This is a genomic window from Janibacter hoylei PVAS-1, assembly GCF_000297495.1.
Taxonomy (GTDB): Bacteria; Actinomycetota; Actinomycetes; order Actinomycetales; family Dermatophilaceae; genus Janibacter; species Janibacter hoylei.
The window spans coordinates 1-23,556 of the sequence record NZ_ALWX01000064.1; the positions used below are offsets into that span (position 1 = coordinate 1).

General features: G+C 70.8%; 17 protein-coding genes and 3 pseudogenes. 14 read left to right on the forward strand and 6 right to left on the reverse strand.

Going from position 1 to position 23,556, the window contains the following annotated elements; genetic code table 11:
• Nucleotides 1-164: 164 nt before the first annotated feature.
• A complete protein-coding gene (locus B277_RS12875) occupies nucleotides 165-1,379 on the reverse strand; it encodes an LOG family protein (RefSeq protein WP_007928919.1) in 1,215 nt (404 codons plus the stop codon).
• Nucleotides 1,380-1,646: 267 nt separating this feature from the next.
• Here B277_RS12875 and B277_RS12880 point away from each other — a divergent pair, with 267 nt between their 5' ends.
• Complete coding sequence (locus B277_RS12880) at nucleotides 1,647-2,825, forward strand: S8 family peptidase (RefSeq protein ID WP_007928921.1); 1,179 nt, start codon at nucleotides 1,647-1,649, stop codon at nucleotides 2,823-2,825.
• A gap of 231 nt (nucleotides 2,826-3,056) precedes the next feature.
• On the opposite strand, the gene B277_RS12885 is transcribed toward B277_RS12880, so the two are convergent.
• Nucleotides 3,057-4,448: an aspartate aminotransferase family protein gene (locus B277_RS12885; protein WP_007928923.1), complete on the reverse strand. Its 1,392-nt coding sequence runs from the start codon at nucleotides 4,446-4,448 to the stop codon at nucleotides 3,057-3,059.
• Nucleotides 4,445-4,903 carry an Lrp/AsnC family transcriptional regulator gene (locus B277_RS12890; RefSeq protein WP_007928925.1) on the reverse strand — a complete coding sequence of 153 codons (459 nt, stop codon included), beginning with the start codon at nucleotides 4,901-4,903 and terminating at the stop codon, nucleotides 4,445-4,447. Before B277_RS12890 ends, B277_RS12885 begins: the two co-directional genes overlap by 4 nt.
• Nucleotides 4,904-5,072: 169 nt before the next feature.
• Here B277_RS12890 and B277_RS12895 point away from each other — a divergent pair, with 169 nt between their 5' ends.
• The 6 genes and pseudogenes from B277_RS12895 (at nucleotide 5,073) to B277_RS12920 (ending at nucleotide 12,044) form a co-directional block, all read left to right on the forward strand.
• Nucleotides 5,073-6,518: a gamma-aminobutyraldehyde dehydrogenase gene (locus B277_RS12895; protein ID WP_007928926.1), complete on the forward strand. Its 1,446-nt coding sequence runs from the start codon at nucleotides 5,073-5,075 to the stop codon at nucleotides 6,516-6,518.
• Between the two features lie 58 nt (nucleotides 6,519-6,576).
• Nucleotides 6,577-7,833 carry a polyamine ABC transporter substrate-binding protein gene (locus B277_RS12900; RefSeq protein ID WP_007928927.1) on the forward strand — a complete coding sequence of 419 codons (1,257 nt, stop codon included), beginning with the start codon at nucleotides 6,577-6,579 and terminating at the stop codon, nucleotides 7,831-7,833.
• Nucleotides 7,833-8,963 (forward strand): annotated as a pseudogene (locus B277_RS18185) (ABC transporter ATP-binding protein); the annotation flags it as partial. The gene B277_RS12900 and the pseudogene B277_RS18185, both read left to right, overlap by 1 nt.
• 369 nt (nucleotides 8,964-9,332) lie before the next feature.
• A pseudogene (locus tag B277_RS19205) lies at nucleotides 9,333-9,917 on the forward strand (ABC transporter permease); the annotation flags it as partial.
• 1 nt (nucleotide 9,918) lies between these two features.
• Nucleotides 9,919-10,734, forward strand: coding sequence for an ABC transporter permease (locus B277_RS12915; RefSeq protein ID WP_007928931.1), 816 nt, complete (start codon nucleotides 9,919-9,921; stop codon nucleotides 10,732-10,734).
• A 14-nt stretch (nucleotides 10,735-10,748) separates the two neighbouring features.
• Nucleotides 10,749-12,044 (forward strand): saccharopine dehydrogenase family protein, encoded by a 1,296-nt coding sequence (locus tag B277_RS12920; protein ID WP_007928932.1) that lies wholly within the window; start codon nucleotides 10,749-10,751, stop codon nucleotides 12,042-12,044.
• A 117-nt stretch (nucleotides 12,045-12,161) separates the two neighbouring features.
• Here B277_RS12920 and B277_RS12925 read toward each other — a convergent pair whose 3' ends face one another.
• The 3 genes from B277_RS12925 to B277_RS20015 all read right to left on the reverse strand — a co-directional run bounded on the left by B277_RS12925 (nucleotide 12,162) and on the right by B277_RS20015 (nucleotide 16,397).
• Nucleotides 12,162-13,064 carry a phosphatase PAP2 family protein gene (locus B277_RS12925; RefSeq protein ID WP_007928934.1) on the reverse strand — a complete coding sequence of 301 codons (903 nt, stop codon included), beginning with the start codon at nucleotides 13,062-13,064 and terminating at the stop codon, nucleotides 12,162-12,164.
• Between the two features lie 61 nt (nucleotides 13,065-13,125).
• Entirely contained in the window at nucleotides 13,126-14,205 is a 1,080-nt protein-coding gene (locus tag B277_RS12930; protein WP_007928936.1) for a threonine aldolase family protein, read from the reverse strand.
• Nucleotides 14,202-16,397 (reverse strand): DUF6421 family protein, encoded by a 2,196-nt coding sequence (locus tag B277_RS20015; protein ID WP_337590151.1) that lies wholly within the window; start codon nucleotides 16,395-16,397, stop codon nucleotides 14,202-14,204. The genes B277_RS12930 and B277_RS20015 overlap by 4 nt, the downstream gene beginning before the upstream one ends.
• 106 nt (nucleotides 16,398-16,503) lie before the next feature.
• On the opposite strand from B277_RS20015, the gene B277_RS12940 reads away from it, so the two are divergent.
• From B277_RS12940 to ispG, 7 genes and pseudogenes are all read left to right on the forward strand, one after another.
• Nucleotides 16,504-17,967 (forward strand): NAD-dependent succinate-semialdehyde dehydrogenase, encoded by a 1,464-nt coding sequence (locus tag B277_RS12940; RefSeq protein WP_007928940.1) that lies wholly within the window; start codon nucleotides 16,504-16,506, stop codon nucleotides 17,965-17,967.
• A 2-nt stretch (nucleotides 17,968-17,969) separates the two neighbouring features.
• Nucleotides 17,970-18,458, forward strand: coding sequence for a guanyl-specific ribonuclease (locus B277_RS12945; RefSeq protein ID WP_007928942.1), 489 nt, complete (start codon nucleotides 17,970-17,972; stop codon nucleotides 18,456-18,458).
• Nucleotides 18,459-18,463: 5 nt separating this feature from the next.
• Nucleotides 18,464-18,772 carry a barstar family protein gene (locus B277_RS12950; RefSeq protein WP_192899871.1) on the forward strand — a complete coding sequence of 103 codons (309 nt, stop codon included), beginning with the start codon at nucleotides 18,464-18,466 and terminating at the stop codon, nucleotides 18,770-18,772.
• A gap of 54 nt (nucleotides 18,773-18,826) precedes the next feature.
• Nucleotides 18,827-19,279 (forward strand): annotated as a pseudogene (locus tag B277_RS12955) (acyl-CoA thioesterase).
• Nucleotides 19,276-20,457, forward strand: a complete 1,182-nt coding sequence (gene dxr / locus B277_RS12960; RefSeq protein ID WP_007928947.1) for a 1-deoxy-D-xylulose-5-phosphate reductoisomerase — start codon at nucleotides 19,276-19,278, stop codon at nucleotides 20,455-20,457. Before B277_RS12955 ends, dxr begins: the two are co-directional and overlap by 4 nt.
• Nucleotides 20,458-20,664: 207 nt before the next feature.
• A complete protein-coding gene (locus B277_RS12965; protein WP_007928948.1) occupies nucleotides 20,665-21,990 on the forward strand; it encodes a M50 family metallopeptidase in 1,326 nt (441 codons plus the stop codon).
• 276 nt (nucleotides 21,991-22,266) lie between these two features.
• Nucleotides 22,267-23,424, forward strand: a complete 1,158-nt coding sequence (ispG, locus tag B277_RS12970) for a flavodoxin-dependent (E)-4-hydroxy-3-methylbut-2-enyl-diphosphate synthase (protein ID WP_007928949.1) — start codon at nucleotides 22,267-22,269, stop codon at nucleotides 23,422-23,424.
• Nucleotides 23,425-23,556 lie beyond the last annotated feature (132 nt).

Genomic DNA, 23,556 nt, shown 5'->3' on the forward strand with positions numbered 1-23,556 from the left:
TCGACGTGGCCAGCGCAGGGCGCGGGCACGTCGAGCGCCGGGTCGTCCTGCGCGGCCGGCGCACCATCGTCTTCGACTGACCGCACCCCCGTGCGCATTTCCCTAGGGAAATGCGCACGGGGGCCGTATTTCCCTAGGGAAATGCGCGCGGGGGCCGTATTTCCCTAGGGAAATGCGCACGGGTTCCGTATTTCCCTAGGGAAATGTGCACTGGGGCGGTGGCTCCTCAGGCGGCGAGCAGCGCGGCGGCCTCCTCGGGGGGTCTCGGCGAGGTGCAGCACCTCGCCGAGGGGCCGTCCGGTCCCCAGCGCGCGCAGGGCGGGCCAGACGGGGACGGTCTCGGTCCAGTGCTCGAGGCCGACCAGCACGAGCGGCGGCAGCGTCTCGCCCTCGGGCGCGTAGTACAGCGGCGTGCAGGCCTGGAAGATCTCCTGCACGGTCCCGGCTGCGCCGGGCAGCACGACGAGCCCGCCGCTGCTCTGGGCGAGCAGCACGTCCTCGCGCAGCGCGTTGGAGAAGTACTTGGCGATGCCGTCGCAGAAGACATTGGGCGGCTCGTGGCCGTAGAACCACGTCGGGATGCCGTAGCTGCGGGCCCGACCCGGCGCGGCCCCGAGGTCGTCGCGCACCCGCAGCGCGAGCTCTGCCCAGGCCTCGACCGACGGGCGGAAGCTCGACACCGCGGCCAGCCGGCCCAACGCCGCGTCGACCGCGTCGGGGGTCGGGGCGAGCGCGCCGAGGTTGGCCGCCTCCATGGCTCCCGGCCCGCCGCCGGTCAGCACGACGCGCCCGCTCGCGGCGAGTGCGTGGCCCAGCCGGGCGGCGTCGGCGTAGTCGCTGCTCCCACGCTCCAGCGCGTGCCCGCCCATGACGCCGACGACGTCGCGACCGTGGAGCGCCTCGACGAGGGCGTCCTGCACCGCGTCGTCGTGCACCGCCCGCAGCAGCGTCGCCCACGCATCGTGCTGGGTCCGCGCCTCACGGCTCCACGCGTAGGCGCGGGCGTCGACGGTGCTGGCGTAGCCGTGCTCGGCGATGCCGTCGTAGAGGTCGAAGGGGGTGTACAGCCGCGAGCGGAAGGCCTCGACCGGGCAGGTGGGGTCGGGCGGGATGATGACCGCGCCGCGCGCGACGAGGTCGCGGGCCAGCGCGTCGGGGACCTGACCGCCGAGCACGACCAGACCGCGCACGTCGGCCCGGGAGAGGTGCTCCGCGTGGGGCTCGAGGTCCAGGCCCTGCAGGCGCCAGCCCGCGAGCGGGGTGCCCGCTCCGATGAGGCGACGCAGACCCCCTTCGTCGTGGACCTCGCGGAAGGCGGGGTCGCCCGGACGGCGTCCGAGCACGTCCCGCAGGGGGTGGTGGCGGGTCTCCCTCGTCATGCCGCCCAACCTAGCCGCGGGTGTCGGGGGCGTCGGGGATCGGTATGGATTCTCTCCGGAAATCGGGCTCCGGAGGGTGGGTGATGGCCTGCGGCGACTGGGCCCGGCCGCCGCAGGATCCGCGGCAGATCGCCTCTCTCGCACCGGTTCTTACCGTTCGTTGACGCCAGGGAGGGGTCGATCTCGAGCCGTGGACACCCCCGTGAGCCACTCGTAGTGTCCAGCAGCAGCCGCTCCGAGATCCGGGACGGCAGACGAAAGGAACCCATGAAGTACTCGACGAAGAGCGCCAGTGTTGTCGTCTCCTCGGCGGCACTCCTGCTGGCGGTGACCCCCTTCGCAGCCCAGGCCCACGGCGAGGACCTCGCCCCGCTCACCACGCACGGTGACGCAGCGCTGGAGATGCAGGGGGAGACGACCTACGTCGTCACGCTCGACGAGGGCGAGGACGCGCGGGCTGTCGCCTCCTCCCTCGGCGTGACCCCGACGCACGTCTACACCGAGGTCATGGACGGCTTCTCCGCACGGCTCACACCGCAGCAGCTCCACGACGTGCGCGCCGACGCGGACGTCGCGGCCGTCTCGGAAAACATGAGCATCCGCGTCGACCCCTCCGAGGGGCAGGCCGCGGCCGACACCCCGTGGGGTCTGGACCGCATCGACGACCCGGCGCTGCCCCTCGACGGCAGCTACGAGCCGGCGGGGACGGGTGCCGGCGTCACCGCCTACATCCTCGACACCGGCATCGACCCCGACCACACCGAGTTCGGTGGCCGGGCGTCCGTCGGCTTCGACGTGACCGGCGGGGACGGCCTCGACCGTCAGGGCCACGGCACGCACGTCGCCGGCACGATCGGCAGCGAGAGCTACGGTGTCGCCCCGGGCGTCGACCTCGTGGGGGTCAAGGTGCTCGACGACAGCGGCAGCGGCTCGTCGGCCGGGATCATCGAGGCTATGGACTGGGTCGCGCAGCAGGCTGACGGTCCCTCCGTCGCCAACATGTCGCTCGGCGGGTCCAAGGACCCGGCGCTGGACAACGCGGCCAGCGGCCTCGTCGACAGCGGCGTCTTCACCTCGGTGGCGGCGGGCAACGAGTCGCAGGACGCGGCCAACGTCTCCCCGGCGAGCGCGGACGGGGTCTTCACGACCGCCGCCTCGACCGACGGGGACGGCAACGCCGACTTCTCCAACTACGGGTCGGTCGTCGAGGGCTATGCCCCGGGCCAGGACATCGAGTCGACCGTGCCCGGTGGCGGTACCGACACCTACAGCGGCACCTCGATGGCCAGCCCGCACGTCGCGGGCGCGGCCTCGCTCTACCTCGAGGCCAACCCGGGTGCGACGCCCGACGCCATCACGAGCGGTCTGCAGGACAGCGCCGTCGACGTCATCGGCGATGCCCCCTCCGGCACGACCGGGGGTCTGCTCCAGGTGGCTGCCGGCTGATCGGCGACCCCACGACAGCGGCGGGTCCGCTCCCTTCGTCAGCCCTTCGAGACGGTCGCTGCGCGACCTCCTCAGGGACCGACAGGGGGCGGGCCCGCCGCTGCTCGCCCGCCGCCGGAAATCCGCATTTCCCTAGGGAAATGACCGCCGGAGCCGCATCTCCCTAGGGAAATGCGGCCGGGGTGTGCATTTCCCTAGGGAAATGCGCAGGGAGGGGCGGGCGAAGGGAGGTCAGAGGTGGTTGGGTGCCTCGGTGAGGACCGTGCGCAGCCGCTGCTCGATGTCGTCGAACTCGGCCTGGCCGACCGTCAGCGGGGGAGCGAGCTGGACGACCGGGTCGCCGCGGTCGTCGGCGCGGCAGTACAGGCCCGCGTCGAAGAGCGCCTTGGACAGGTAACCGCGCAGCATCGACTCGGACTCGGCGGCGTCGAAGGTCTCGCGGGTCGCCTTGTCCTTGACCAGCTCGATCCCGTAGAAGTAGCCCTCGCCGCGCACGTCGCCGACGATCGGCAGGTCGAGCAGCCGCTCGAGGGTGCGGCGGAAGGCCGGGGCATTTTCCTTCACGTGGTCGTTGAGCCCCTCGCGCTCGAAGATGTCGAGGTTGGCCAGGGCGACGGCCGCGCTCACCGGGTGACCACCGAAGGTGTAACCGTGGGCGAAGCTGTTGGTCCCGCTCTTGTACGGCTCGAAGAGCCGGTCGCTCGCGATCATCGCGCCGATGGGGGAGTAGCCGGAGGTCATCCCCTTCGCGCAGGTGATGATGTCGGGCGTGTAGCCGAAGTCCTCGCAGGCGAACATCGAGCCGATGCGGCCGAAGGCGCAGATGACCTCGTCGGAGACGAGCAGCACGTCGTACTCGTCGCAGATCTCGCGCACCCGCTCGAAGTAGCCGGGGGGCGGCGGGAAGCAGCCGCCGGCATTTTGCACCGGCTCGAGGAAGACGGCGGCGACGGTGTCGGGACCCTCGAACTCGATCGCCTCGGCGATCCGGTCGGCGGCCCAGCGGCCGAAGGCCTTGGGGTCGTCGCGCAGGTCCTCGGAGGCGCGGTAGATGTTGGTGTTGGGCACCTTGTGGGCACCAGGCACGAGCGGCTCGAAGTCCTCCTTGAGCGGCGGCAGGCCGGTGATCGACAGGGCGCCGTGGGGGGTGCCGTGGTAGGCGATGGAGCGGGAGATGACCTTGTGCTTCTTCGGCTTGCCGGTGAGCTTGAAGTACTGCTTGGCCAGCTTCCACGCGGACTCGACGGCCTCGCCGCCGCCGGTGGTGAAGAAGACCCGGTTGAGGTCGCCGGGGGCACCCGCAGCGAGACGCTCGGCGAGCTCGATCGCTGCCGGGTGGGCGTAGGACCAGATGGGGAAGAAGGCCAGTTTTTCGGCCTGCTTGAGCGCGGTCTCGGCGAGCTCGGTGCGCCCGTGACCGACCTGGACGACGAAGAGGCCGGCGAGGCCGTCGATGTACTCGCGCCCCTGGTCGTCCCAGATCTTGTGGCCCTCGCCGCGGACGATCGTCGGGACGCGCCCGCCCTCCTCGTAGACGGAGTGGCGGCTGAAGTGCATCCACAGGTGGTCGCGGGCCGCCTGCTGCATGTCGGTGCCGAGAGCGGTGGTGGTCGGTTGGGTCATCTGGTCCCCCAGTTGTAGTGCTGCTTGTTGAGCTTGAGATAGACGAAGGTCTCGGTCGAGCGCACGCCCGGCAGGGTGCGGATGCGCTCGGTGAGCAGGGTGAGCAGCTCGTCGTCGTCCTCGCAGACGATCTCGGCGAGGATGTCGAAGCTGCCGGCGGTGGTGACGACGTAGGACACCTCGGGCATGTCGGCGAGCGCGTCGCCGACGGGGCGCAGGTCACCGTCGACGGTGATGCCGATCATCGCCTGACGGTGGAAGCCCACCTGCAGGGGATCGGTCACCGCGACGATCTGCATGACCTCGGCGTCCAGCAGGCGCTGGACGCGCTGGCGCACCGCGGCCTCGGAGAGGCCGACGGCCCGGCCGATCGTCGCGTAGGACTGGCGTCCGTCCTCCTGGAGGTGCTCGATGATTTGCTTGCTCATCTCGTCGAGGTGGACCGGGGAGGACATGTCGCCATGGTGGCGCGATCCCGGTCGCATGGCAAGCCGAGCACGACGAAATCCGCACGAAACACGGGTGATCGCTGATGTTTTCACAAATGTGAGTGCGAGAGACTGTCGATTTCGTCGACGGCGCACTATCGTCTGGGTCACATTCCCGATCGGAAGGACCCCAGTCGTGACCCAGCCCCGGACCCTGCGCAACTTCATCGGTGGCGAGTACGTCGACGCCACCGGCGATGCGAGCATCGACCTGGTCAACCCCGCGACCGGGCAGGTCGTTGCCCACGCCCCCGTCTCCACGCAGGCCGATGTCGACGCCGCCTACGCCAGCGCCGAGTCCGGCTTCGCCAAGTGGTCCGAGGCGACGCCGGGCGAGCGGCAGAGTGCGCTGCTCAAGTTCGCCGATGCCCTCGAGTCCCGCGCCGAGGACCTCATCCGGATCGAAGGGGAGAACACCGGCAAGCCGCACGCCCTCACCGCCATCGAGGAGGTGCCGGTCATGTGCGACCAGCTGCGCTTCTTCGCCGGTGCCGCCCGCGTGCTCGAGGGCCGCGCCTCCGCCGAGTACATGGCCGGCCACACGAGCTGGATCCGCCGCGAGCCCATCGGCGTCGTCGGCCAGGTGACCCCGTGGAACTACCCGATGATGATGGCCGCGTGGAAGATCGGCCCCGCGCTGGCGGCCGGCAACTCGATCGTCCTCAAGCCGAGCGACACCACGCCCGAGACCACCCTGCTCATGGCAGAGGTCGCCAGCGAGTTCCTTCCCGCCGGCACCTTCAACGTCATCACCGGTGACCGCGACACTGGCCGCATGGTCGTCGAGCACGACACCCCCGGCCTCGTCGCGATCACCGGCTCGGTGCGTGCCGGTGTCGAGGTCGCCGCCTCCGCGGCGCGCAACCTCAAGCGGGCCCACCTCGAGCTCGGCGGCAAGGCGCCGGTCGTCGTCTTCGATGACGCCGACATCGAGGCCGCGGTCGAGGGCATCGCCACGGCCGGCTACTTCAACGCCGGCCAGGACTGCACCGCCGCGACCCGCGTGCTCGCCGCCCCCGGCATCCACGACGACTTCGTCGCCGCCCTGGCCGAGTACGCCCGCGACAACGCCAAGGTCGGCATGCCCGACGACTCCGACGCGCTCCTCGGCCCGGTCAACAACAGCAACCAGCTGGCCAAGGTCGCCGGCTTCATCGACCGGCTGCCCGACCATGCCAACCTCGCGCAGGGCGGCGAGCGACTCACCGCGATGGGCGAGGGCTTCTTCTACGCGCCCACCGTCGTCTCCGGCCTGCAGCAGGACGACGAGGCGATCCAGGACGAGATCTTCGGCCCGGTCATCACCGTCCAGCGATTCACCGACGAGGACCAGGCCGTCGCTTGGGCCAACGGCGTCGAGTACGGCCTGGCGTCGTCGGTGTGGACCAAGGACTTCGGGCGCGCGATGCGCATGAGCAAGCGCCTCGACTTCGGCTGCGTCTGGATCAACACCCACATCCCGCTCGTCGCCGAGATGCCGCACGGCGGCTTCAAGAAGTCCGGCTACGGCAAGGACCTGTCGATGTACGGCTTCGAGGACTACACCCGGGTCAAGCACGTCATGGCCAACATCGAGAGCTGACCGGCTCCTCGCCGGCGGCACACCCCCTTCGTCCCTCCTCACGGAAGCGAGGTCCGAGATGGACCGCCTCCGGCGACCTGCCGACCCCAGAACCGCCGCGCTGATCCGGGCCGCGCAGGCCTCGGCCCGCTCGCGCGGCTCCTTCCAGCCGAGCCGACGCACGATGCTCGGGGCCGGCGCCCTCGGGCTCGGGGCCTCCCTCCTCGCAGGGTGCGCCCCGCCCGAGCCGCCGGCCGGCGGCGTCGCCGAGCTCGACCTGCCCGAGGACCGGTCCGAGCGGGAGAAGACGGTGCGGTGGGCCAACTGGACCGCCTACCTCGACATGGACGACGCGGGCAAGACCTACCCGACGCTCACCGCCTTCGAGAAGCAGACCGGCATCAAGGTCTCCTACACCGAGGACGTCGACGACAACGACACCTACTTCAACAAGATCGCGCCGCAGCTGCGGGCCAAGCAGGACATCAACCGCGACATTTTCACCTTCACCGACTGGATGGCCAACCGGATCATCCGCGAGGGGCTGTGCCAGCCGCTCGAGCTGATCCAGATGCCCAATGCGAGCAACCTCCTGGCCCCGCTCAAGGACGTCTCCTTCGACCCCGGGCGGCAGTACTCCCTGACCTGGCAGTCCGGCTTCGCCGGCATCGGCTACCACAAGGGCAAGGTCGGCCGGGAGCTCAAGGCGATCGAGGACCTGTGGGCCGACGACCTCAAGGGCCGCATCTCGGTGCTCAGCGAGTTCCGCGACACCCTCGGCCTGATCATGCAGTCGCAGGGCGTCGACCCCTCCGGTGACTTCGATCAGGCCGCCTTCGAGGCGGCGATTGGTGAGGTCGACAAGCGCCTCACCGAGGGCTACATCCGCCGGGTCAAGGGCAACAGCTATCTCAACGACCTCAAGAGCGGCAATGCCGTGGCCGGCATCGTCTGGTCCGGTGACCTCTTCGTCCTGCGGGCCGAGACCGAGGACGACGACTGGGAGTTCGTCATCCCCGAGTCCGGCGGGATGCTCTGGAGCGACAACCTCATGGTGCCGATCACGAGCCACCACCGGCGCAATGCCCAGCAGGTCATGGACTACTACTACGACCCCAAGGTGGCCGCCGAGGTCGCCGCGTGGGTCAACTACATCTGCCCCGTCGAGGGCGCCCGGGCGGAGATGGAAAAGATCGACCCCGACCTCGCGGAGTCGCCCTTCATCTTCCCGAGCGAGGACTACATCGCCGACCACGACATCGTCGGCTTCAGGGCACTGTCCTCCCAGGAGGACGCGGACTACAGCGCGCTGTGGGCGAAGGCGGTGGGCAACTGATGGGCCTGTTCTCACGATCCGGTGCCGGCGGTGTCCGCGAGGCGAAGGGCGACCTCGTCCTGTCGTCGGTGACCAAGACCTTCGGCGACTTCACCGCCGTCGACGACCTCGACCTGCGGGTTCCCCGGGGTTCCTTCTTCGCCCTCCTCGGCCCATCCGGGTGCGGCAAGACGACGACCCTGCGGATGGTGGCAGGGCTCGAGCAGCCTTCTGCCGGAAGGGTGCTCATCGGCGACACCGACCTCACCGGCTCGCGCCCCTACGAGCGCCCGGTCAACACCGTCTTCCAGAGCTATGCCCTCTTCCCGCACCTGAGCATCCGCGACAACGTCGCCTTCGGGCCGAAGCGCCGCGGGGAGAGCGCAGCGACCCGTCTCGCCGACGAGGCGCTCGAGCTCGTCCAGATGGCCCACCTCGGCGGGCGTCGCCCGGCCCAGCTGTCGGGCGGCCAGCAGCAGCGGGTGGCGCTGGCCCGGGCGATCGTCAACCGGCCCGAGGTGCTCCTGCTCGACGAGCCGCTCGGCGCGCTCGACCTGAAGCTGCGGCGGCAGATGCAGGTCGAGCTCAAGCGGATCCAGACCGAGGTCGGCCTGACCTTCATCCACGTCACCCACGACCAGGAGGAGGCCATGACGATGGCCGACACCGTCGCGGTGATGAACGGCGGGCGGATCGAGCAGATGGGTGCCCCCGAGGAGCTCTACGACCTGCCGGGCACGGCCTTCGTCGCCGGCTTCGTCGGGCAGTCCAACCTAGTGCCCGCCACCGTCACGGGCCGCGACGGGGACCACCTCGTCGCCGACGCGGCCGGGACCACGGTGCGGGTGCCCGGTGCCCGGGCCGCGGTCACCGAGGGGCGGGTGCTCTTCGGTGTCCGGCCCGAAAAGGTGCGGCTGCACACCCTTCGGCCCGAGGCGGCCGGGAGCGACGTGCGGGCGACGGTCACCGACGTCTCCTTCACCGGTGTCGCGACGCAGTACCTCGTCACCGTCCCCTCCGGGGGTACCTGGTCGGTCTACGAGCAGAACCTCGACGTCGAGCCGCAGGCGACCCGTCCCGGCGACGAGGTGTGGCTGTCGTGGAACCCCGCCCACGCCTTCGTCGTCGCCGCCGACGACCTGCCCGAGGGAGCGCAGGACAAGGCCTTCGTCGCCACCGCGGGGGGAGAGGGCGTGACCACCGCGACTGCGGGCGGACCCCCTTCGGCGGCAACGGATCCCGACGCCGTCGAGGGCCGGCGCTCGCGCCGGATCGCCTACCTGCTGCTCCTGCCCGGCGTGCTCTGGCTCGTCGTCTTCTTCGTCGTGCCCGTCGTGCAGCTCTTCACCGTCTCGCTGCAGAGCGACTACCCCGGGGCGCCCGGCTACTACTACCGCGACGTCAACTTCTCCAACTACGTCGACGCGCTCGTCGAGTTCTGGCCGCACATGCTGCGCTCGCTGCTCTTCGGGGCCCTGGCGACCTTCTTCGCCTTCGTCCTGGCCTACCCGCTCGCCTACGCGATGGCCTTCAAGGCGGGGCGGTGGCGCCCGGTGATGCTCATCTGCGTCATCGCGCCCTTCTTCACCTCCTTCATCCTGCGCACGATCGCGTGGCGCCAGATCCTCGCCGACGACGGGGTCGTCGCCAGCGTGCTCACGACGCTGCACCTGCTGCCGGGCGGACGGATCACCGAGACATGGGTGGCGGTCGTCGCGGGCCTGACCTACAACTTCCTGCCCTTCATGGTCCTGCCGATCTACGCCTCGCTCGAGCGCGCCGACCCGCGGGTCATCGAGGCCGGGGGCGACCTCTACGCGAGCGGGATGACGACCTTCGCGCGGGTGACCCTGCCGATGTCGATGCCGGGCGTGCTCGCGGGGACGCTGCTCACCTTCATCCCCGCCTCCGGCGACTACGTCAACGCCGAGCTCCTCGGGTCCGACCGCAGCACCAAGATGGTCGGCAACGTCATCGAGAGCCAGTTCTTCAAGGTGCCGGGCGGCTACGACACCGCCGCGGCGCTGAGCTTCACGCTCATGGCGATGATCCTCGTGCTCGTCTTCTTCTACGTGCGCCGTTTCGGCACCGAGGAGCTGGTCTGAGATGCGCACCGTGACCCGCTGGCTCGGTGACCGCTTCGCGATGATCGCCGCACTCCTCGTGCTCTTCTACCTCTTCCTGCCGGTCCTCTACACCTTCGTCTTCAGCTTCAACGACTACCGCAAGTCCAACATCACGTGGAACTCCAACGCCGGCCCGACGCTCAAGCACTGGCAGAACCCGTGCGGCGCCCCCGGCATCTGCGAGTCGCTCGCCACGTCGTTGCAGGTGGGGCTGCTCGCGACCTTCGTCGCGACCGTGCTCGGCACGATGATCGCCTTCGCCATGGTGCGGCACCGCTTCCGCGGCAAGTCCGCGAGCAATGTCCTCGTCTTCGTGCCGATGGCCACGCCCGAGATCGTCCTCGGCGCGAGCCTGCTGACGATCTTCGTGCAGGGCTTCTCCCAGGTGGGGCTGCGGCTGGGCTTCTGGACGATCGTCATCGCGCACATCATGTTCTGCCTGAGCTTCGTCGTCGTCACCGTCCGGGCGCGGCTGCAGAGCCTCGACCCGCGGATGGAGGAGGCCGCCCAGGACCTCTACGCCGGGCCGGGCGAGACCTTCTGGCGGGTGACGCTGCCGCTCGTGCTGCCGGGCATCGTCGGCGCCGCGATGCTCGCCTTCAGCCTGAGCTTCGACGACTTCATCATCACCAACTTCGTCTCGGGTGACACGAGCACCTTCCCGAAGTTCGTCTACGTCAGCTACCTGCGCGGCATCCCCGCCCAGGCCAATGTCATCGGCTTCTCGCTCTTCGTCATCGCGGTCCTCCTCGTCGTGGTGGGCCAGCGGGTGGCGAGCAGCCGGACCTCGAAGTGAGTCGGGAGGCTCTCATGCGCGTGCTCATGATCGGTGCCGGCGGGGTTGGTGACGCGGCGGCCAAGATCGCCGCCGAGCGCGACTTCTTCGAGCGGTGGGTGGTCGCCGACTACTCCCTGGAGCGAGCCGAGGCGACGGTCGCCGCGGCGACGGCACGAAGGGGGAGTGACGGAGCATTTGTCGCGGCGCAGGTCGACGCCTCCGACTCGGCGGCCGTGACGGCGCTGGCCCGGGAGCACGGGGCGACGCACGTCTTCAACGCCGTCGACCCCCGGTTCGTCATGCCGATCTTCGAGGGGGCGCTCGCAGCGGGTGCCGACTACCTCGACATGGCGATGTCGCTGTCGAGCCCGCACCCGCAGCGGCCGTACGAGCTGCCGGGGGTCAAGCTCGGTGACCAGCAGCTGGCGCGCGCGAGGGAGTGGGAGGCCGCGGGGCGGCTCGCGCTGCTCGGCATCGGGGTCGAGCCGGGACTGTCCGACGTCTTCGCCCGGTACGCGGCCGACGAGCTCTTCGACGAGATCGACGAGCTCGGCACCCGCGACGGGGCCAACCTCGTCGTCCGCGACGACGACGGCAACGAGGTCTTCGCCCCCGGCTTCTCGATGTGGACGATCATCGAGGAGTGCCTCAACCCGCCGGTGGTGTGGGAGCGCGAGCGGGCCGGCGGTGACGTCGAGGCGGGATTCGTGACCCTGCCTCCCTTCGCCGAGCCGGAGGTCTTCGACTTCCCCGAGGGGATCGGGCCGGTCGAGTGCGTCCACGTCGAGCACGAGGAGGTCCTGCTCATGCCGCGCTGGCTCGATGCCGGGCGGGTGACCTTCAAGTATGGCCTCGGCGAGCAGATGATCTCGATGCTCAAGGTGCTCCACGAGCTCGGCCTCGACTCGACCGAGCCGGTGGACGTCAAGGGTGTGCGGGTCAGCCCGCGTGATGTCGTCGCGGCCGTGCTGCCCGACCCGGCGACGATCGGTCCGCGGATGACCGGCAAGACGTGCGCGGGCGTGCTCGTCACCGGCACCACGGACGGCGCGCCCCGGGCCGTGTACCTCCACCACGTGGCGGACAACGAGGCGACGATGCGCGACTACGACGCCCAGGCGGTGGTGTGGCAGACGGCGATCAACCCCGTCGTCGCGCTCGAGCTGCTCGCGACAGGCGTCTGGTCGGGTGCGGGGGCCAAGGGGCCGGAGGCCTTCGATGCGAGGCCCTTCCTCGAGCTGCTCGCCGCGCCCGCCCCGCAGGGCTACGGCTCGCCCTGGGGGCTCGAGGAGCGGGACCCGGCTGCCCCCAACCGGTCCCCCGGCTGATCTCGTCGATGGTTGTGTCCTGAAGTGGTAGCCGGGGGAGCCGGCAGCCCCCACCAACGCCTGCCGGCTTCCAGGCCTACCGGTTCAACACACAACCATCTGGGTCGCGGGGCAGGATCAGTGGAGCTGGAGCTCGCGCTCGGGGCGGCGGTGGGTGGGTGTGCCCGGGGTGCGCACCGACCACTGCGCCGTGAGCGGGCGCAGGTGCTGCACCGACGGCCGGGGCAGGTCGAAGGGGGAGGTGCGCAGCCAGACCGCCGCCGGCACGGGCACCGGCTGGGGCCGCGGGCTCGGTGCCGGGGCGGCCTCGGGCTCGCTCTCGCGGCCATGGCGGCCCGGCAGGTCGTAGCTCCAGCCGAAGGGGAGGCCCCGTCGCTGCAGCGCCCGGTCGCCGTTGACGATGAGTCGCAGCACGAGACCGCCGGCGAGCAGCCCCGCGACGAGGTCGGTGGGCCAGTGGAAGCCGAGGTAGAAGGCGACGACGATCGCATTGGCGGCGATGAGCCCGACGAGCCACGTCAGTCGCCGCCGCAGACGGTTGTCCGGCCCCGCGTAGGCGAGGATCAGGTAGGCGGCGGCGCCGTAGATGAGCACCGCCTCGGCCGCGTGCCCGGAGGGGTAGGCGATGCCGTACCAGCCGTGGGCGATGGGACCACCGTCCCAGAAGCCGCCACCATTGCCGTGGATGGGGGCCGAGCGACCGAGGAGGACCTTCAACCCGCCGATGCCGGCGTAGAAGCCGATCTCGGCGGCGGCGACGATCGCGAGCGGGTGCCAGGTGCGGTGCCGCCAGGCGAGCGTGACGGCGACGAGGAGCAGCACGGGCAGGCAGACCGCCTGACCGGCGACGGCATTGGGCACCTGGTCGAGGAACTGCCACCAGTTGGGGGTGTACCGCTTGGCCCAGTAGCCCTGGAAGCGCTCGTCGTACGGCTGGAGCGGCCCGGCCGCTAGGAGGGTGAAGACGACGAGCGCACCGGCGAGTACCGGTGCGCTGGTCAGTCGAGGGAGGCGGGCCACCCTTCAGGTGTAGTAGATGAATCTGAGCAGAACCTGAAGAAACCCCGGTCTGTGAGCAACCTCACCGGCTCAGCTCGGCCCGCACCGCCTCGACGAAGGCGTCGACATCGCCCTCGGTGGTGTCCCAGGAGCACATCCAACGGACCTGCCCCGTCCTCTCGTCCCAGAAGTAGAAGCGGAAGGACTCCATGAGGCGCTCGCTCGACTCGCGCGCGAGGATCGGGAAGACCGCATTGGCCTCGACCTCGTGGGGCAGGGTGAGCCCCTCGACCCCGGCGACCCCCTCCGCCAGACGCCGCGCCATCGCATTGGCGTGCTCCGCATTGCGCCGCCACAGGTCGCCCTCGAAGAGTGCGAGCAACTGCGCCGAGACGAAGCGCATCTTGCTCGCCAGCTGCATCGACTGCTTCCGCAGGAAGGTCGCTCCCGTCACCCGGTCGGGGGAGAGGACGACGACCGCCTCGGCGAGCATCGCGCCGATCTTGGTCCCGCCGAGGGAGAGGATGTCGACGCCGGCGTCGGTCGTGAGCTCGCGCAGCTCGACGCCGAGGGCGGCTGCGGCATTGGACAGGCGGGAGCCGTCGAGGTGCAGCACCCACCCCATGTCGTGGACGACGTCGGCGATGGCGCGGATCTCGGTCGGCGTGTAGACGGTGCCGATCTCGGTCGAGTTGGTGATCGAGACGACGCCGACCTGGGCGAAGTGCTCGTCGCCGACCCGCGCGGGGTAGGCGCGGATGAGCTCCGGGGTCAGCTTGCCGTCGGGGGTGTCGACGACGTTGACCTTGAGCCCGCCGACCCGCTCGGGCGCCGCGGCCTCGTCGACGTGGATGTGCGCGCTGGTCGTCGTGAGGACTGATCCCCAGCGCGGCGTGCAGGCCTGCAGCGCAAGGACATTGGCTCCCGTGCCGTTGAAGACCGGGTAGACCTGCGCCGCCGTGCCGAAGACCTCGGCGAGCACGTCGGTCAGACGCGCCGTGTAGACGTCCTCGCCGTAGGCCACCTGGTGGCCGCCGTTGGCCGCGACGAGCGCAGCGAGCACCTCCGGGTGGATGCCGGCGTAGTTGTCGCTGGCGAAGCCGCGGACGGACGGGTCGTGGATCGGGGCGAAGGGGGCGGCCTGCGTGGTCGTGTCGGTCACGCGGGGATCCTCTCAGCCGCGGCGGCCTCCGCCGCGCGGGGGTCGAGGGTGCCGGTGATGCCGCGGGTGGCCTCGATGACCGGCGCGAGCTTCTTGCGCAGCGCCTCGTAGAAGACGTTGAGCGGGAACTCGTCGGGCTGGACGAGATCGGTCAGCCCCTTGGGCGGGCCGTCGAGGGGCAGGTGCTCGGCCCCCTTCGCCCACGCCGAGGCCGGGTGCGGCGCGACGTAGCCGGCGATGAACTGGTGCGCGGCCATCCAGTGACCGACGCGCGAGCGGTCGATGCCCTCGCGGTAGAGGGTCTCGACCTCGTCGGACAGGGCGACGACTGCGGCCGGGACCTGCGCCCAGTCGAAGGTCAGCGTGTTGTCGGTCCAGCGCATCGCCCCGCGCTTGTGCAGCCACGCGAAGAGCAGCTGCCCACCGAGGCCGTCGTAGTTGCGCACCCGGTCGCCGGTGACGGGGAAGCGGAAGAGTCGGTCGAAGAGGATCGCCAGTTGCACGGCGCGGGCGTAGGGGTGACCCTGCTCAGCCAGCGTCACGCTCTGCCGGAAGGTGTTGAGGTCGCAGCGCAGCTCCTCGAGGGCGTACATCCAGAAGGGCATGCGCTGCTTGATCATGAAGGGGTCGAAGGGCAGGTCTCCGTGGCTGTGCGTGCGGTCGTGGATGAGGTCCCACATCGCGAAGGTCGCCTGGGCGACCTCCTGCGAGGCGACGAGCCGCTCGCCCTCGGGCGGCAGGTCGAGGCCGAGCACCTCCGCGGAGGCGGAGGTCACGCGACGGAAGCGCGCGGCCTCGCGGTCGCAGAAGATCGCGCCCCAGCTGAACTTCGGCACCTCGCGCACGGCGACGGTCTCGGGGAAGAGGACGGCCGAGTTGGTGTCATAGCCGGGGGTGAAGTCGATGAAGCGGACCGGCAGGAACATCGGGTTGTCGTAGGTCGCCTCGACGTCGGCGAGCCACTGCGGCCACATGACGTCGAAGAGCACGGCCTCGAAGACCCGGTCGAGGCTGCCGTTCTGCGTGTACATCGGGAAGACGGCGAGGTGCTGCGTGCCGTCGACGCGGTGCTGGTCGGGGCGGAAGGCCATGAGCGAGTCGAGGAAGTCGGGCACCCCGAAGCCGCCGTCGACCCACCGCTGGAGGTCGACCGGCAGCGCGGCCAGGTAGTCGGCGTCGTGCGGGAAGCGCGGCGCGAGCTCGGTGATCCGCTCGGCCATGACGGCGACGAGGGCCGTCGCGCGCTCGCGGTCGGCGTCGTCGGCGAGCGAACCGTCCTTGGTCTGCATGAGCCGCAGCTCCTCGACCGCCGCCTTGAGCGCGACCCACGCCTCGCTCGCGCCCACCCCCGGTCCCTGAGGAGCGAGTCCGCTCTGCGGGCTGGGTGCCACGTTCCGCGTGGGCGTGCCTCGAAGAGCCGCGCCACCGTTCCCCGCCCACGTCACGAGGTTGACCCAGAACTCCTCGTGGTCGAGCTCCGCGATCGAGTCGTCGCCGACGAGGTCGGAGTCGGCGAGGACGACGACGCGTCCGGCGCCGTGCTGCACGGCGACGGCCAGCGGCTGGGCGGCGGGGTGGGCGGTGGCGGAGGTGCGGGCGAGGACGCGCGCACCCGGAGCGCCGGAGACGTCGATGGTCCCGGCCCGGTAGAAGCACAGCTCGTCGATGCCGGCCATGACGCCCTGCCCGGGGCCGGCGCTCGTCTCGCCGAGGACCCAGGTCGCGTTGCCCTGGTGGCGGCGTCCGCCGTCGGCGCGCTCGTGGACGAGCGTGGAGGCGATCGCCAGGCCGAAGGGAGCCAGCAGGTCGTTGAGGTTGTTGCCGTGGGCGTCGTGGTCGCACTCGCCGAGGACGACGAGACCGCCCCCCTGCGCCACGTGATCGGTGACGGCCGTGATCTCGGCGGGTGAGAGGACCGGCGGCAGGTCGCCGGCGACGCGCTCGCTCGAGGCGGCCGCGGGGTGGGCGATGACGAGGACGTCGGCGCCGGCCAGCGCCTCCGGGGTCAGCTCACCGTCGGTGTGGGCCAGGACCTCGGTGCCGCGCTCGCGCAGGACCGCGGCGGCCCGGGCGAGGCTCGCGTCGCCGGGGTTGGCGGGGTTCATCCGCTCGGCGAGCTCCGGGTCGATGGACCACGCGCTGCTGTGCGCCTGGTCGAGGAGCACCCGGGCGAAGGGGGTCATGACAGTCATTGCGGCCTCCGGCGGCGAGATCTGGAAGTTCAACGCCCATAGCGTGACAAAACCGAAGGATTTGCGCCAGTCGCCTAAGGCGGCCGTTGGTCGTAACGTAGCCCCCATGGCAGCCGTGACGCAGAAGTCAGCCCTCGAGTACGCACCCACCCAGCTCTTCATCGGAGGGAAGTGGCGCGACGCCGGTGACGGCGCCACCTTCGCCGTGACCGACCCGGCCACCGGCAAGACGCTCGTCGAGGTCGCCGACGCGACCGTCGCCGACGGCAAGGCGGCGCTCGACGCGGCCGTCGCCGCGCAGGCCGAGTGGGCGGCGACCGAGCCGCGGGTGCGCTCGGAGATCCTGCGTTCGGCCTTCGAGCTCATCACCGAGCGGGCCGACACCTTCGCCATGCTCATGACCCTCGAGATGGGCAAGCCCCTGGCCGAGTCCCGCGGCGAGGTGACCTACGGCGGCGAGTTCTTCCGCTGGTTCGCCGAGGAGGCCGTGCGCATCCACGGACGCTACGCCGTCGCCCCGAGCGGCGGCACCCGCCTGATGACGATGAAGCAGCCCGTCGGGCCGGTCTTCGCCGTCACCCCGTGGAACTTCCCGCTCGCCATGGGCACCCGCAAGATCGGTCCCGCGATCGCCGCCGGCTGCACGACCGTCGTCAAGCCCGCGCACGAGACGCCGCTGACGATGCTCGCCCTGGCCCGTCTGCTCGAGGAGGTCGGCCTGCCCGCCGGTGTGCTCAACGTCGTGCCGACGAGCTCCTCCGGCGAGATGAGCGAGCCGATCATCCGCGACCCGCGACTGCGCAAGCTGACCTTCACCGGCTCCACGCCCGTCGGCAAGAGGCTCGTCGAGCAGTCCTCCGAGCAGCTGCTGCGCACCTCGATGGAGCTCGGGGGCAATGCCCCCTTCGTCGTCTTCGAGGACGCCGACCTCGAGCGCGCCGTCGAGGGCGCGATGCTCGCCAAGATGCGCAACATCGGCGAGGCCTGCACCGCCGCCAACCGTTTCATCGTCCACGAGTCGGTCGCCGACGACTTCGCCGCGGCCCTCGCCGACCGCATGGGCGCCCTCACCATGGGCAAGGGCACGACGAAGGGGGTCGACGTCGGCCCGCTCATCACCGAGAAGGCGCGCGCCGGCGTCGCCGAGCTCGTCGACGACGCGCTCTCGCAGGGCGCCCGCGCCCTCGTCGGTGGCGAGGTGCCCACTGGCAAGGGCTGGTTCTACCCGCCGACCGTGCTCACCGACGTCCCGGCGAGCGCGCGCGTGCTCACCGAGGAGGTCTTCGGTCCGGTCGCCCCGATCACGACCTTCAGCACCGAGGAGGAGGCCGTGCGCCTGGCCAACTCCACCGAGTACGGCCTCGTCGCCTACGTCTTCACCCAGGACACCTCCCGGACCATCCGGGTCGCCGAGGCGCTCGAGTTCGGCATGGTCGGCATCAACCAGGGCATCGTCTCCAACCCCTCGGCCCCCTTCGGCGGGGTCAAGCACTCCGGCTTCGGCCGCGAAGGGGGATTCGAGGGCATCGAGGAGTACCTCGAGACCAAGTACGTCGGCCTGGCGCTCTGACCGTGTCGAAGACCTGGCGCACCCGGCTCCAGCTCGCCGGGGGTGTCCTGCTGATCCTGCTCGCTGCCTGGATCGTCATCGCCGGTGGTGGCGGCGACTCCTCGACGGGCGGGTCGACCACCTCGGCCGCGTCGTCGGCGACCTCGCAGGCCGAGGCGGAGGAACCCCCTTCGGGCACACCGGGGTCCGGCTTCACACCGGACTCTGGGCTGGGCACGATCGCCGAGTCGCAGCTGCCGCAGGAGGGCCGCGAGACGCTCGAGCTGGTCCGCGTCGGCGGGCCCTTCCCGTACGACCGCGACGGCATCACCTTCGGCAACAGGGAGGGGATCCTGCCGGACCGGTCCCGCGGCTACTACCGCGAGTACACGGTCCCGACGCCCGGCGAGAGTGACCGTGGCGCACGACGGATCGTCGGTGGGCAGGACGGTGACCGGTACTACACGGACGACCACTACGCGAGCTTCGCCCAGATCGAGGAGGGGCAGTGATCCACATGGAGGCCGCCGGGGTCGACGGGCTGCTCGCGCGGGCCGTCGCCGGCACCGACCACGTCCACCTCGTCGACGGGGGAGCCGACCGCGACGAGACCTACGACCGCTTCGTCGAGGCCCTGCTCCTGCCGGAGCACTTCGGGCGCAACCTCGACGCGCTCATGGACTGCCTGCGCGACGTCGCCGACCGACACGAGGCGCCGTGGACCCTCGTGTGGCGACCGGGCGCACCCGACGCCGGCGTCCTGCACATCCTCGCCGACCTCGACGAGGAGTACCCGGACCTGAGCATCGTCGTGGCCGATCGCTGAGATGATGACGCGGTGACGACACCCACCGACACCCGCATCACCCTCTCCCGCGTCATGTCCCAGGCCGAGGCCAACCTCCTGGGCAATGTCCACGGCGGCAACATCATGAAGATGGTCGACGACACCGCCGGCGTCTCGGCCAACCGCTTCGCCCAGGGGCCGGCCGTGACCGCGGCGATGGACTAGATGGCCTTCCTCAACCCCGTCCGGGTCGGTGACGTCCTCCACGTGAGCGCCCAGGTCAACTGGGCCGGGTCGTCGTCGATGGAGGTCGGCGTGCGGGCCGAGGTCGATCGCTGGGACGCCGTCACCGACCGCGTCCACGTCGCGAGCGCCTACCTCGTCTTCGTCGCCGTCGATGCCGAAGGGAGCACCCGCCGGGTCCCCGAGCTGGCGATCGAGACTCCAGAGGAGCAGCGCCGCCACCGCGAGGCCGAGATCCGCCGGGCCCACCGGCTCGCCCGCCGCGAGGCCATCGACTCCAGCCGCCGTGAGGGCGGGGCGTGAGCACGCGCGTCACCCTGCTCGGGTCGACCGGGTCGATCGGCACCCAGGGACTGCAGGTCATCGAGGCCCACCCCGAGCGCTTCGCCGTCGAGGTGCTCGCGGGCGGTGCCAACACCCAGCTGCTCGCCGAGCAGGCGGCACGTCACCGCCCTTCGCTCGTCGCGGCCGCGGCCGGCACCCGCGAGGACCTGACCGCAGCCATCGCCACCGCGGCCGGTGACCCGGGCTACGCGCCCGAGGTCGTCGTGGGGGAGGAGGCCGCGACGATCGCCGCCGGTGCGCCCACCGACGTCGTGCTCAACGGGATCACCGGGGCCATCGGCCTGCGACCGACGCTCGCCGCGCTGCGCTCCGGCGCACGCCTCGCGCTGGCCAACAAGGAGTCGCTGATCATCGGCGGCCCGATCGTCAAGGACACGGCCGCGCCCGACCAGATCGTGCCCGTCGACTCCGAGCACTCCGCGATCGCCCAGGCCCTGCGCTCCGGCCGGGCCGACGAGGTGCGCAAGCTCGTCGTCACCGCGAGCGGCGGGCCCTTCCGCGGGATGGACCGGGCCGCCCTGCGCGAGGTGACGCCGGCACAGGCGCTCAAGCACCCCAACTTCGCCATGGGGCGGGTCATCACGACCAACAGCGCCACCCTCGTCAACAAGGGGCTGGAGCTCATCGAGGCGCACCTGCTCTTCGACGTGCCGATGGAGCGGATCGAGGCCGTCGTCCACCCGCAGCAGATCATCCACTCGATGGTCGAGTTCCACGACGGCGCCGTCATCGCCCAGCTCGGGCTGCCGACGATGCTCGCGCCGATCGCGCTCGGGCTGTCGTGGCCGGAGCGGCTCACCGACATCGAGACTCCCGTCGACTGGACGCGGGCGCAGGACTGGCGCTTCGAGCCGCTCGACGACAGGGCCTTCCCGGCGGTGCGCCTCGCCCAGCAGGTCGGTGCCGCGGGTGGGACGCACCCGGCGGTGTACAACGCGGCCAACGAGGTCGGGGTCGACGCCTTCCACGACGGGGCCGCGCGCTTCACCGACATCGTCGACACGATCGCCGAGGTCCTGCAGCGGCACGACGACGCGCGCTTCGACGCGCACACGGTCGAGGGCGTGCTCGCTGCGGATGCTTGGGCGCGCGACGAGGCCGCGGGGCTGCTCAGCGGGAGCAGCACCGGTCCCTGAGGAGGAGGCCGCCTGCGGCCGACGTCTCGAAGGGTCGGGGCGCCTCCCTTCGAGACGGTCGCGGGGCGACCTCCTCAGGGAGCGGCAGAGACGGTCGCGGGGCGACCGCCCACGCGGAGCGTGGGACCCACTCAGGGAGCGGCAGAGACGGTCGCGGGGGCCACCCACGCAGGGAGCGGGGGAGCGTCAGCGTGAGACGATCGGGACATGCTCTACGTCCTGGGGGTCCTGCTCGCCGTGCTCGGCATCGGTCTGTCGATCGCCCTGCACGAGATCGGCCACCTGGTCCCGGCGAAGAAGTTCGGGCTGCGGGTGCCCCAGTACATGGTCGGCTTCGGGCCGACGATCTGGTCGCGACGCCGCGGTGAGACCGAGTACGGGGTCAAGGCGATCCCGCTCGGTGGCTACATCCGGATGATCGGGATGTTTCCGCCCGCCGCGGACGGCACCGTGCGCGCGTCGAGCACCGGCCGGATGAGCCAGCTCGTCGACGAGGCGCGTCAGCAGAGCCTCGAGGAGATCCGTCCCGGCGACGACGGGCGGATGTTCTACCAGCTGCCCATCTGGAAGCGGATCGTCATCATGATGGGCGGCCCGGTGATGAACCTGCTCATCGCGCTCGTCCTCTTCACCGGCATCTTCACCCTCAACGGCATCGCCGTCGCCACCCCGACGATCTCCGCTGTCAACGAGTGCGTCGACATCCAGCAGCAGGGCCAGCAGGCCGCGACCGAGTGCACCGACGACATGCCGATCGCCCCGGCCAATGCTGCCGGGCTCAAGCCCGGTGACACCATCACCTCGATCAACGGCACCCCTGTCTCGACGTGGGCCGATGTGCGTGCCGCGATCCGTAGCAACCTCGACGAGCCGCTGACGATGCAGGTCGACCGGGCCGGCACGACCAAGACGCTGCGTGCCGAGCCGATCGTGCTCGACCTGCCGGTCCAGGACGACCAGGGGCGGATCGAGACGGACGCGACGGGAGCGCCCGTCACCGAGCGGGCCGGCTTCCTGGGCGCGACCGGGACCCGGGAGATGCAGAAGCAGCCGATCACCGCGGTGCCCGGCCTCTTCGGTGAGCAGCTCGGGCAGACCTACGGGCTGCTCGTGCGCATCCCGCAAAAGCTCGTCGGCGTCGCCGAGGCGGCCTTCGGCAGCCAGGAGCGCGACCCGGACGGCCCGATGTCGGTCGTCGGCGTGGGCAGGATCGCGGGGGAGGTGGCCAGCTCCGACGACTTCGGCGACACCTCGGACAAGGCGATCCTCCTGCTGACCCTCATGGGCTCGCTCAACCTCGTCCTCTTCGCCTTCAACACGATCCCGCTCCTGCCGCTCGACGGCGGCCACGTCGCGGGCGCGCTGTGGGAGGCGGTCAAGAAGGGCTGGGCCAAGCTGCGCGGCCTGCCCGACCCCGGCCCCGTCGACGTCGCCAAGGCCCTGCCGCTGGCCTATGTCGTCGCCCTGGCCTTCATCGGCATGACCCTGCTGCTCGTCTACGCCGACATCGTCAAGCCGGTGAAGCTGACCTGACCCTCCAGGGGCGGGACCCGGAGGGGTCCCCGGTCAGCCTGTCGGCGGTGATGTCACCTGGTCCCCCTTCTCCAGTCAACCGGGTGGCGGCAACGCCGGCAGGTGACGACAACGCTGCCGAGCGATGTGCGCACCCGAGTCCTCCGGCGTGCGTGGTGTCGAGGAACAGCCGTGGACGGCCTTCGCACCTCCACCAGTGGGGGTGGTCCGGGCGTCCTCGCACCTTCACGCGCGGGGCGCAGGGGACGTCCAGCCTGCAGGTCGCATAATGGAGGCATGAGCGTCTCCCTCGGTATGCCCAAGGCCCCGGCCCCCGTGCTCGCGCCCCGTCGCCAGACCCGGCAGATCAAGGTGGGATCGGTCGGTGTCGGCAGCGAGTCGCCGATCTCGGTGCAGTCGATGACGACGACGCTGACCTCCGATGTCAACACCACGCTGCAGCAGATCGCCGAGCTCACCGCCGCCGGCTGCGACATCGTGCGCGTGGCCTGCCCGAGCCAGGACGACGCCGACGCGCTCGCCGAGATCGCCCAGCACAGCCAGATCCCGGTCATCGCCGACATCCACTTCCAGCCCAAGTACGTCTTCCAGGCGATCGAGGCCGGCTGCGCCGCCGTGCGCGTCAACCCGGGCAACATCCGCAAGTTCGACGACCAGGTCAAGGAGATCGCCAATGCCGCCAAGGACCACGGCACCTCGATCCGCATCGGCGTCAACGCCGGCAGCCTCGACAAGCGCCTGCTCGAGAAGTACGGCAAGGCGACGCCCGAGGCCCTCGTCGAGTCCGCCGTCTGGGAGGCCGGCCTCTTCGAGGAGCACGACTTCCACGACTTCAAGATCTCGGTCAAGCACAACGACCCGGTGACCATGGTCCGGGCCTACGAGCTGCTCGCCGAGGCCGGTGACTGGCCGCTGCACCTCGGCGTCACAGAGGCCGGTCCCGCCTTCCAGGGCACGATCAAGTCGGCCACCGCCTTCGGCGCGCTGCTGTCGAAGGGGATCGGTGACACCATCCGCGTCTCCCTCTCGGCTCCTCCGGTCGAGGAGATCAAGGTCGGCCAGCAGATCCTCCAGTCGCTCGGACTGCGCCCGCGCAAGCTCGAGATCGTCTCCTGCCCGAGCTGCGGGCGCGCGCAGGTCGACGTCTACAAGCTCGCCGACGAGGTGACGGCCGGGCTCGAGGGCATGACCGTCCCCCTTCGCGTCGCCGTCATGGGCTGCGTCGTCAACGGCCCCGGTGAGGCCCGTGAAGCCGACCTCGGCGTCGCCTCGGGCAACGGCAAGGGCCAGATCTTCGTCAAGGGTGAGGTCATCAAGACCGTCCCCGAGAGCAAGATCGTCGAGACCCTCATCGAGGAGGCCCTGCGCATCGCCGAGGAGATGGGCGAGCAGATCGACGGCGAGGAGTCCGGCGCGACGGTCACGGTGGGCTGACCCTTCGAGACGGCCGCGGGCGGCCTCCTCAGGGACCGGGCTCTCGTCACCGCGGGTGGCCTCCTCAGGGACCGGGCTCTCGTCACCGCGGGTGGCCTCCTCAGGGACCGGGCTCTCGTCACCGCGGGCGGC

Excerpts from the sequence above, each read along its gene's own strand:
- B277_RS12875 (WP_007928919.1), bottom strand. The coding sequence starts at position 1,379 with ATGACGAGGGAGACCCGCCACCACCCCCTGCGGGACGTGCTCGGACGC.
- B277_RS12880 (WP_007928921.1), top strand. The coding sequence starts at position 1,647 with ATGAAGTACTCGACGAAGAGCGCCAGTGTTGTCGTCTCCTCGGCGGCA.
- B277_RS12885 (WP_007928923.1), bottom strand. The coding sequence starts at position 4,448 with ATGACCCAACCGACCACCACCGCTCTCGGCACCGACATGCAGCAGGCG.
- B277_RS12890 (WP_007928925.1), bottom strand. The coding sequence starts at position 4,903 with ATGTCCTCCCCGGTCCACCTCGACGAGATGAGCAAGCAAATCATCGAG.
- B277_RS12900 (WP_007928927.1), top strand. The coding sequence starts at position 6,577 with ATGGACCGCCTCCGGCGACCTGCCGACCCCAGAACCGCCGCGCTGATC.
- B277_RS12915 (WP_007928931.1), top strand. The coding sequence starts at position 9,919 with ATGCGCACCGTGACCCGCTGGCTCGGTGACCGCTTCGCGATGATCGCC.
- B277_RS12920 (WP_007928932.1), top strand. The coding sequence starts at position 10,749 with ATGCGCGTGCTCATGATCGGTGCCGGCGGGGTTGGTGACGCGGCGGCC.
- B277_RS20015 (WP_337590151.1), bottom strand. The coding sequence starts at position 16,397 with ATGACTGTCATGACCCCCTTCGCCCGGGTGCTCCTCGACCAGGCGCAC.
- B277_RS12940 (WP_007928940.1), top strand. The coding sequence starts at position 16,504 with ATGGCAGCCGTGACGCAGAAGTCAGCCCTCGAGTACGCACCCACCCAG.
- B277_RS12950 (WP_192899871.1), top strand. The coding sequence starts at position 18,464 with ATGGAGGCCGCCGGGGTCGACGGGCTGCTCGCGCGGGCCGTCGCCGGC.
- B277_RS12965 (WP_007928948.1), top strand. The coding sequence starts at position 20,665 with ATGCTCTACGTCCTGGGGGTCCTGCTCGCCGTGCTCGGCATCGGTCTG.
- ispG (WP_007928949.1), top strand. The coding sequence starts at position 22,267 with ATGAGCGTCTCCCTCGGTATGCCCAAGGCCCCGGCCCCCGTGCTCGCG.